At 44.9% G+C, this 10,480-nt stretch carries 6 protein-coding genes; 5 read left to right on the plus strand and 1 reads right to left on the minus strand.

Translation table 11 applies throughout. The features are described from left to right. Positions 1–711 precede the first annotated feature (711 nt). Entirely contained in the window at positions 712–999 is a 288-nt protein-coding gene (locus H7687_RS21680) for a nucleotidyltransferase family protein (protein ID WP_183351356.1), read from the plus strand. Beyond that, positions 996–1,331, plus strand: a complete 336-nt coding sequence (locus H7687_RS21685; protein WP_183351358.1) for a HepT-like ribonuclease domain-containing protein — start codon at positions 996–998, stop codon at positions 1,329–1,331. Before H7687_RS21680 ends, H7687_RS21685 begins: the two co-directional genes overlap by 4 nt. Before the next feature lie 138 nt (positions 1,332–1,469). Here H7687_RS21685 and H7687_RS21690 read toward each other — a convergent pair whose 3' ends face one another. Next, positions 1,470–1,709: a DUF2442 domain-containing protein gene (locus tag H7687_RS21690; protein WP_183351360.1), complete on the minus strand. Its 240-nt coding sequence runs from the start codon at positions 1,707–1,709 to the stop codon at positions 1,470–1,472. 378 nt (positions 1,710–2,087) lie between these two features. On the opposite strand from H7687_RS21690, the gene H7687_RS21695 reads away from it, so the two are divergent. From H7687_RS21695 to H7687_RS21705, 3 genes are all read left to right on the plus strand, one after another. After that, positions 2,088–2,738, plus strand: a complete 651-nt coding sequence (locus H7687_RS21695; RefSeq protein ID WP_183351362.1) for a hypothetical protein — start codon at positions 2,088–2,090, stop codon at positions 2,736–2,738. 1,008 nt (positions 2,739–3,746) lie between these two features. Further along, positions 3,747–4,151 (plus strand): restriction endonuclease, encoded by a 405-nt coding sequence (locus H7687_RS21700; RefSeq protein WP_183351364.1) that lies wholly within the window; start codon positions 3,747–3,749, stop codon positions 4,149–4,151. Positions 4,152–4,367: 216 nt separating this feature from the next. Next, a complete protein-coding gene (locus H7687_RS21705) occupies positions 4,368–9,737 on the plus strand; it encodes a TIR domain-containing protein (RefSeq protein ID WP_183351366.1) in 5,370 nt (1,789 codons plus the stop codon). Positions 9,738–10,480: the final 743 nt, after the last annotated feature.

Here is a 10,480-nt window from a genome sequence, read left to right on the forward strand (position 1 = left end):
CAGAAACTGAAAGTTTTCCAAGACCGAATCCAGGTCGAGGAATTCGACTACAAATTACGTTGAGGGAACGAGTGTCCACGATGTCCTGGCATCAAAATCTGTCCACGATGTCGTGGCACTCAACAGGTAGATTTTATAGGGCAGAAGGTCTGTCCGCTCTGGTAGAGGATGGGGTACCTGATAGGTTCGGACGGGTTCCTCTTTGTAGGCCCAATCAAGCACCGCACCCTGCTATATTTCTTATCTTAGAGAAGATCCCCAGCGCCGCTGAAACCAGGCCTTACTGCTACCGCATCTACTACGTAGACGCATCAGCCACCGCATTGCACGTAACCAGAGACGATGGCTACAAAGTCCCGCCAGCATCAAAAAAGACAGTAGCAAAATGGTCTGCCCTGCGCCGCAAACTGACAGCTCTCATCAAGCCTTAGCCATGCCCGAAGTAGCCCATGAAGTGTTGGAGGTAATAGGTGAAGACCAATCTCTTGGTGCCACCCCTGCTGGTGAGCCTGATAATTCAACCTACTCCTCTCCAGGCAGATGCATGCAGGTTTCCCCAAAGAAACACGGTCCTCCTGATGAAGCGAAAGCGCCAATGATCCAGCTCGCTTTGAGCTTGAAATCCCTGACTAACCAAAGTATATTCCACACATTAGGCGATATAGGTAGCCACCGCTACGAAAGATTCCATACGGCCCTCTGGGGGTAAAAATGCCTCGAATAACCCCATATGACGAACAGATACTGACGTATATGAAGGCTCACGGCGCAAGCCGAGTTGGCGTCTTTGGCTCGTACGCACGAGGCGAGGCCCGGAAAGATAGCGATCTGGACCTGTTGGTGTCGTTTAGCCAGCAGCAAAGCCTCCTTGGGCTTATTCGAATGGAAAGAGAACTGTCCGAATTGGTAGGGGTGAAGATCGACCTTTTGACCGAGCAGGCGATCAGCCCTTACTTGATCGAGCGCATCAGGAGGGAACTTAAGGTAATCCCACAATGATCCGCGACGATACGGTCTATCTTGCTCACATCCTAGATGCAGTCCGTCAGATCCAGCTGTACACGCAGGGAATGGACTATGAGGGGTTCAGCGGGACTCGGATGGTGCAAGATGCCGTCATTCGGCAATTCGAGATAATTGGAGAAGCAGCAAAGAACATGTCTGCGGAATTTCGCAGCCTTCACGGTCATGTTCCATGGAAGGACTTGGCAGGCTTCCGTGACAAATTGATTCATCAATATTTCGGCGTTGATCTGGCGACAGTTTGGCGCTCTGTGGAAGACGATATACCTATCCTTCTAGCGGACCTGATCAAGCTCCAAATCCCCTAACAAACCAAGCATAAAGCCAGAGTCCTGCAGTTTCATTCCCGTTCGTAGTTATCCCCTTTATCCCCTTCATCCCTGTTAGTTGTTTCTGGTTTCCTAAGGGCCCTGGTCGAACTGCGCCCAGTCACGCCCTGACTCCTGCTACTCCGACATCGGCTGCAACTCTGCTGCGATGGTGTCGGGACCAAGATCCTGCCCTTCGGGCCAGCCGATACCGGTGAAGAAGAGGGAGACCTGCCTAAAGTAGGCCTCTTCATTCAAGCGCTGGAAAAAATCGCTTTTGATATAGGGGGCGACATCGAAGATGCCCGACCTGCCATCCGAAAGGACGACTGCCACTATTTTGCCATCCAAAGGTTTTACGGAAACCACCTTGTTCATGTCCACATGCACCTCGCAGGCAATATACAGCAATTAGCAATACAGCTCAATCGTCGTAGATGAGCCTTTAGGGCCACTTCCAACTGCGCTTCTCCGTGGCCCTCCGGTCGTGTCCGTCCGTAATCCCTTCTATCCCCTCCATCCCTGTAGATCGCTTCCCTTTGCGTCTTAGCGGCTTTGCGTGAGATGCCGTCAAGCCTTCCTCAGTGCCCCTCCGTGTACCTCTGTGCCCTCTGTGGTCAGGCTTCTGATCAGTAGCCTAGCTGCGTACTCCAAAAGCTGAAGGCGGACTCCGAGAAATGCCGATCTGTCGCTTGACATATTTTATTAGCGGTTAATAATGTTGGCGTCAACCCCACCTCATTCATGGAGGCCATTATGCTCGTTCCTAAGCACGATCTATCAAGTCTCTCGAAGTTATCCGACGGTGATCTCATTCACGAAATCCGAACCTTTGCTGGAAGGATAAGGGGGCACGCAGCCTTTCAAGACGTCGGGAAACATGTCCCGGTGGCAGAGACGTTTGATTCGCTGGCGGAACTCCTGGGGCAAAAGTCAAACGCCGCGAAGCATGGCGACAAACTCATGGCGGAGGAGAGGGACAATACCCGCGAAGAGATCTTTATGAAGGTCACCTTCGCCTGCCAGCACTCAGTTATGTTCGCCACGTACCACAAAGACCCCTCGCTGATGGATGTTGGCTACGACTTAAGCCACAGGGTCTATACAACAAAACCGGCAACCGCCTCCGTGCCCGGGCAGCCGACCAAGGTGGAACTCAAGCCAGGCCCCAAGGGGTCCGGGATCTACTATGTCCTGGTGAACAAGGTTGCAGGCATGGGCAGCCTCGAGGTCCAGTTCACGGAAAACCCCAACGATGAATCTTCCTGGAAAAGCGCGGAGAGAGCCTACAAGTGCAAGGTGGAAATGAAAGGCGACCTGGTGAAACGTTACTACATTCGGGCCAGGTACCACAACAGCGCCGGCTACGGGCCGTGGTCCTCCGTTGTCGACATCGTGCTGAGTTGAGTTAGCCCCTCAGTGTAGTGCGGCTGCAGAATCCAACTGCAGCCGCACCCCTCACCGAATCCCCAAGAACCCACTTCATCCCTCCAGAAGCCAAGACCAATTCTCGCGCAGGGGCTGTCAGCGTTGCCAAAGCTCAAGAACTAAGCGGGTTCTCCTACATCCCCGAGAAAGGGTGAGCCTCCGGTGTCGGGAGAAAATTCACCCCCCCCAAAGGCTGAGCTTCCTGCCTCTTCAATAAATTGCAAACGCCAGAGGCTGAACCTCTGGCCTCGTCAGTAAATTGCGAGCGCCAAAGGCTGAGCCTCCAGCGCCGGTAGTAAATTCAAATCGCCAAAGGTTACACCTCCAGCGTCGGGAGTAAATTGAAAACACGAAAGGTTGAGCCTCCGGCCTCGGGATTAATTTCAGAACGCAAAAGGCTGAGCCTCTGGCCTCGCCAGTAAATTGCGAGCGCAAAAGACTGAACCTCCAGCGCCGAGAGTAAATTCAAATCGCCAAAGGTTGAACCTCCAGCGTCGAGAGTATATTGAAGACACCAAAGGTTGAGCCTCCGGCCCCGTCAGTAAATTGAGAACCCAAAAGGTTGAACCTCTGGCGTCGGGAGTAAATTCAAATCACCAAAGGTTCAGCCTCCAGCCTCGTCAGTAAATTCAAATCGCCAAGGGCTGAGCCTCCAGCTTCGCCAGTAAATTCAAAACTCGAAAGGTTGAGCCTCCGGCGTCGGGAGTAAATTGAAAACCTAAAAGGCTGAGCCTTTTGCCGCGTCAGTAAATTCAAAATCTAGAAGGTTGAGCCTCCAGCCCAGCTAGTAACTTGAGAACGACAAAGGTTGAGCCTCCAGCCCTGGCAGTTATCCCTTTCATCCCATTTATCCCTGTTAATCGCTCTTTCCTTGCGCCTTTGCGGCTTTGCGTGCCCAAGGCCGGATGTTGATTCTGCTTTATTAAAGCCGATCTATGTGCTAATTGTGTGTTTACGATTTCCCCGTCAGGAGTTCCGCAAAGTCCCATGGCACGAATACCGCGCACCAGCCCCATCGAAGATGTCATTATCATCGCCAGCAAATTGCCGTGGTGGATATCAGTGGTTCTTGCCGTTGTAACTTTTCTCACCTCCCGCTCAATGCCCTCCCAAGCCCCCGCCAATCTAGTAGCACCGATAGTAGCGATCTTTGGCCAGGTGTTTCTTGCACCTGCTTTCCTGATCGTAGCAGGCATCTCCGCATATAATTCCGTGAAGCAGCACAAGCTCCACGAAACCGTCAAGTCCCGTAGGGATGTTGCATCCCTGAATGGAATGAGCTGGGGCGAGTTCGAAGCGCTGGTCGCCGAGCATTTCAAGCGGAAGGGGTATGAGGTCGCGCGAGAAGGCGGTAATGGTCCGGACTGTGGCAGCGAACTCGTCCTGAGCTAGTTTCAGGGCGGGCCGAAAAAGGGCCAGAGGTTTTACGGGTACCTTCCTTGTAACAAGCATGGCCTGTTTCGTAAGGCCGCAGAAGAGACAGAAACGAATGACGGGGTTGACGTAGAAGCCCTCTGGCGAGGTCAACAGGGTAGGAGTGATAAGTCCCCTAAGTTACCTACGCCCCCCATAATTTTGAAAGATATCTAAATTGTAAAGAGGTGAAAAATGGATAGCTATGATTATGATATTGCAATGTCTTTTGCCGGTGAGGATAGAGCAATTGCAGTAGAAGTAGCAACACATCTGGAAGAGGCAGGTGTGAAAGTTTTTTACGACATGTTTGAAAAAGCTGAGCTGTGGGGAAAGGATTTATATGAGTATCTAGCAGAAATTTATAGTAACCGAGCACGGTACTGTATCATGTTTTTATCGGAAAACTATTCCAAGAAGCTGTGGACAAACCACGAACGGCGGTTTGCTCAGACAAGAGCGTTTAACGAAAGGTCGGACTATATTCTACCCGTAAGAATAGATCAAACTAGTATACCAGGGATTCCTGATACAATTGGTTACGTAGATGTTAAAGATACACCGACGAGAGATATAGCCAGCCTGGTAATCGAAAAACTGGGCAACACTGATATTATCAGTAGTAAAGATCCAATTAAGGTTCAAAAGAATGACAAGAGCTTTGAGATATTGGACCTGATTCCGTATTGTCAAACTTTCCCAGATTCAGAAGGTAGCGTGATACCCCGCGACAACATAATTGACTTGATATGTTCAATGATGTCACCCGAGATGCGTGTAATCATCATTGATGGGGAGGACCATATTGGAAAGTCCACCTTCATGATGCAATTTGCCCTTAAGTACCCGGCGGATTCGATATCAACCTTTATAAATCCATCCAGTAAATACAGCTATAGCCCTGATTTCATACGAAACGACTTGTATATGCAGATCGCAGCTGCTTTAGGTGAAATAAAGGAGCAGCCAGAAACCGCAGCCTTAAACTATGAATCTAAAATATTTGAACTCCATCAGAGAGCGTTTAGACAAAAGAAAACGTATTATTTCGTTATTGATGGTTTAGATGCTATCCCTAGCGAAGATGCTCAAATTAGAACAAACATCTTATCGATACTCCCTTTCGGGATGAGACAGTTCCGGTTTATAATCGCTGGGGCCTCATCCGAAATTAAAACATATCTTAATACTAGAAGTACTCCATTTAGAGATTATCCTTTACATGGCTTTACGCTCGATGAAGCTAAAAAATACTTTGCAGATGCGAACTGTGACGAAAATCAGGTGGAAGATATTTGGAGGATTACTAAGAAACCAGGATACCTAGCTACAATAAAAAGATTGATCAATAATAAACAAGTTGACCCAGGAAATCTCGAAGATATAACGGATCAGCTTTACTCACTTTATGATATAGAGTGGAAGATAGTTCCAGAAAAAGATAATGATCTGGCATTATTATTGGCAATTGTGGCTTTTGACAAAAAGTTAAATAATAGCAGTGACTTAAGTAGAATTTCGAAAATTAATAGAGATTCGGTGGAAAAAAAGTTAAGGCCTCTCACTTTCATAAAAAATGAAGATCACGGCGGCTTGGCTTTTGTCTCAGATGCATTCAAAAGGTACGTGTGTGGAAAGCTGAAATCTTATAAACATGAAGCCACAAGTTTGATTATAAATGATCTTTTTTCAGCCCCGGGTAGCAAGTCAGCAATGGACTTCCTTCCTTCTTTTTTGAAAGAGTCTGAGAATTATACACAGCTAATCCAATATTTATCTTCGGAATATTTTGGCCAAATGGTGAAATGCTGCCAGTCACTTGTGCCTATTATGAAAACTGCTGAAATGGGGGTTTATGCTGCAGATGCCCTTAGAAATGATGGGGAGCTTTTTCGGTTAGGTCTTCAGCGAACGATAATATCCCAGTTGGATGATTCAGCAATCTGGCGGTCGGAAATAGAGGCAAATATGGCTATGGGTGACTATGAAACAGCCTTAGCTCTTGCCCAGAGTACTACAACAAAGGAAGACCGGCTACATGCATTTGCAGTTATCGCTAAAGCAAAGAGGGAGAAGGGATTGACGGAGACGGAAGAGTTGTCCGATTCCATCCGGCAACTTCACAAAGAGGTCGACCCAGCGGCGATTGGGAAACGAGCTTTCGAAATAGCTGAAGATTTGTTCTTTTCCCATCCAGAACTTGCGATTGATTTTGCTGAAAGGGCAGGTTCCCCGAAGGATGCGTCTAAATCACTTGAACAGACGCTGTCCAAAATCAGTCTATCGGCCCTAGGGGAGGGGGCTGCAAATCAGGGATCGCCAGTTGAAACACTATTGGCCTCAAATAGAATAAAAGACCCAAGTTTAAGGCGGTTCTTAGAATCTGCTTCTATAATACTCGGTGAGTATGACGCGAGCAAAGTGTTGAAAGAGGTTTCTGAGTTCGAAAATAAGCAAGATGCGATATTTCTATTAAAACGTTGGGTGATGGCTAATCAAACAAGACAGGATTCTGGGGAAGTCATACTGAAAATCCTGGACCTAATGATTACTACAAGCGATTATACTCCAAATGCCACTGATTTCAAAAACATAGCAGCTCCCCTTCTACACATCCCTGATCCTACAACAGTAAAGGCTTTAATATCAAAGTTTGACAGCCAAAAAGCCATAATAGAACCAGTTGGACCAACAGAGGACTATGTTAAGCTTGAGATTACATTAGCCACTGCAGCATTTAAAAACATGAAAGAAGAAGCAGTAAACAGGTTTGTAGAATCTTATTTTTACATTATGTCATTAGAAGATGTAGTGACAAAAGCAGCATGTCTATCGTTTCTTTATTCTCGGATTAAGTTAGTCGATAAGGAAAAGATACTGGAACAAAAAGAGCATCTTCACAGTCTTCTCCCTGAAGAGATACTTGAAGCTGTTGAACAAATTATAAATACGGTGGCGTATCAATTTAAGGCTACTAAAAGTGTAATAAAGTCACTAGCTAAATGTGACAAAGAGATGGCGCTAAAAATTATAGAGAAGTTGAATACAGAACCTACCCGAGATGCGTGTTATTACCAGATGACCAAGGCTATGATGGTAGCCCCTTTCAATATCTCAGCGTTAGACGATGTCCTAAAAATAACTAAATTGATTAAGGGTGAGTATACACTAGATAGAGCGATTGTTACGATAGTTGACGGTTTACTTAACCATATTAAGAAGCAGTCGTTGAATGCAGTGGATGTCGAAATATTCGGACGACTTATATCTAAAGTCAGAAGTATAGATGAACGCTGCCGTCTTGCATGTTTGTCGTTTAATTTATTAAACGAAAAGGCACCATTGGATGAATCTATCAGAAGTAGGTTGCTTCATATAATCAACAATGCATTAGATGAAATAACAATTCCATGGATAAAAATAAATACAGTGTATAAAATTGTAAGGACTGTAGCGAAATCAGACCTTGAGGTAGCTAAAGAGTTTGCCCAAAAGTGCAGCGTACTTAAAAAGGAAAATACATTAGGGTCGGAGTCCGCAGCCGTTAATTATTTGTCCACTATATATTTAGCATTACGTGCGTTCTCTGGGTTGATTCCGAAATCCATTTTTAATGACGAAGATGTAGAAGGACTCTTCGAATTAATAGAGGTTGTAAATTCTAAGTCGGATCAAGCACGTTTATATTCTGTTCTAACAATATATTTCTATAACAACAAAAATTATCAATGGCCAGAAAGGATTGTATACGAGAAAATAAGATATTTGCTAGAGGACGTGAAGGGGGAGGAATTGGAAGCACTAGTAGTAAACGTTTCCCCTGCCATTTATAGCGTTAGCCCAACACTTGCAGATACATACATACAAAAGCTTGCTACAACAAGCCAAGATGAAGCTTATTTTGAAATATGTAGTTACATCCTAAAGAAAACAGCGATAATAGACCCCTTTGAAGACAGTCGAGGTTTTGTATATAAATGTGAATTCTTCGATTATATTAAAATATGTAATGTTTTAGAAAAAATCGATAGTGATCATCTTATATATGTCATTGTAGACGATATAACTACATCAATAAAAAAACAAAAACACGAATTCACTAGACCAAAAAAAGAAGAACTTGCACGGAAATTGCTAGAAATTGTCAATAAAAAGCTGCCGAACCCCAGATTTATCAATCATAACGGTTATAAGATTATTTGTGAAGCTGCTATAGGACGAATATCTTTAAGTGTGGATTGGTCAAATTTGGTCACTTCCGCCCAACAGATCACTAACACGGCTGACCGTTGTTTGGTATTGACGGCGATCTATGAGTGCATGCCCAACAAGGTACGAGACAAGTACCTTGATGTCCTTCCAGAAGCAAGATCTCTAGTTGATAGCATACCATCAATTTTTGACCAGATTAGCCGCATGGAGTCGTTGGCTGATTCATTAAAAGAAATTGATCCTGCTTTGAGCCGAGAATGTTTGCGACAAGGCATGGCTGCAACTCTCAAGTGTAATGATCCAGATGTAGTTATTACCCAAAAGCGTATTGTAGATCTGGCTTCAAAGATTGAGCCGGCCATAGCCGCAAGCTTAGCTAAGATCTATGATGACGATCCTGCTAGAATTAAACAGTCACAAGATCTTAAAAATCATCTTAAACTATTAGAGATGAAAAGTGACATTATCAATGATGCAGTAAATAACAAGTCTATGAAGGCAATCGATCTTGAGAAACTTCCTACGGCCACATGGCGTGCTTTAGCATCACTTAACGCGGGGATGTCAGATACAATTAAGATTGAAAAGGTGAGAGAACTTGTAAAGGTTGCTTCAGGTATGTCAATGGATATGGCATACCCAATCATGTGCTACTCCATTCAAAATATAGTAAATAGGTATTCCAAAACTGATCAAGCAACTACTATAGTTCGTCCCACCTTTGAAGCTATTCTTCTTACTTCTAAACTTTGTATGAGCATGTCGTCAAGGGCAGGCGACGTTCATACTCATGCCATTAAGGTCGCTACTCAAAGTTCGACCACCAGTGTCCTAATCAAAAGCGGGGAGCGTAAGCAAGCCATCGATTTTTTCAAACGATGGCTTGTGGAAAGTCTTGCAGACAGCATAAAAATCTGCGATCCATATTTTGGGGTGGATGATTTAGAGATTTTAGCGTACATCAGAAGTGTTAATCCGTCATGTAAAGTCTATATTGTTACCAGTAAGCAACACCAGGATAAAGAGTACGGGAAGGTTGATCTCGGTGACAAGTACAACTTGCATTGGCGTTTAAATATCTCCGAAAACGATCCCCCAGAAACAGAAATAACAGTCGTAGGTACAGCGTCGACCGGCCAACTTCCAATTCATGATAGATGGATTGTCACCGGAGATTGTGGGGTACGAATAGGTACCTCTATCAACGCCCTCGGCAGATCAAGAGACTCCGAAATATCGTTGCTTTCATCTGATGAGGCAAAGGCTCGTGGCTGCGAAATTGACTTGTTCATAAATCGTGAACGAAAAGAACATAATGGTGAAAAAATCAAATATTCATTCTTCACTTTATGATCTATAAATACATGCCTTTCTAATTTATTCGTAGCTCAAATGTTATGATTCGTGTTAGATGCGTCAGTTCATTTAAATAATGCATTATGTGCATTTTGCTTATTTGGAGAGGTTATAATGTCTTTGATTCATACCGATGAAGGGGTGCAGAAACATATTGACCTTATGCAGGCAGCTATTAATAGAATGGCCTTAAACAGTAGTTCATGTAAAACATGGTGTATAACAATAGCTTCTGGAGTATTGGTTGTTTCAATTGACAAAAACCAACCACTTGCTGTGTTATTTGCTTTAATGCCAACGGCCGCGTTTGTATTATTGGACTGTTATTACTTAAGTATGGAGAGGCAACTACGAAAAGAATATATAACATTCGTTACTAAGCTGCACACTAATGCTATCACGGTAAAAGACTTGTACCTTATAAAAATGGACGTAAAATGGTACAGCAAACCATTTAGCCTACTAATGGCACTATTCTCCTTCTCTACATGGCCTTTATACTGCTTGTTGTCAGGCATGCTTTTAGGAGTGTACATGTTTCTCACGAAGAACCCGTGGCTAAAAGGAGTCATTTCTCAGGCCTTGTGAGGCAGGGGGACGGTGTTGATTAGGGGAGGCAGGGGGACGCCCATGAAATTATGCGTTTCTCTGCCTCCTTCTCTATCTGGGGTGCCCGTTGCTAATGTAAGAGGGGTGTGGCAACCTTCTTGTCATGCCTCGACAAGCCCGCATAGACGCTC

The organism is Geomonas paludis (genome assembly GCF_014193585.1).
Classification (GTDB): domain Bacteria; phylum Desulfobacterota; class Desulfuromonadia; order Geobacterales; family Geobacteraceae; genus Geomonas; species Geomonas paludis.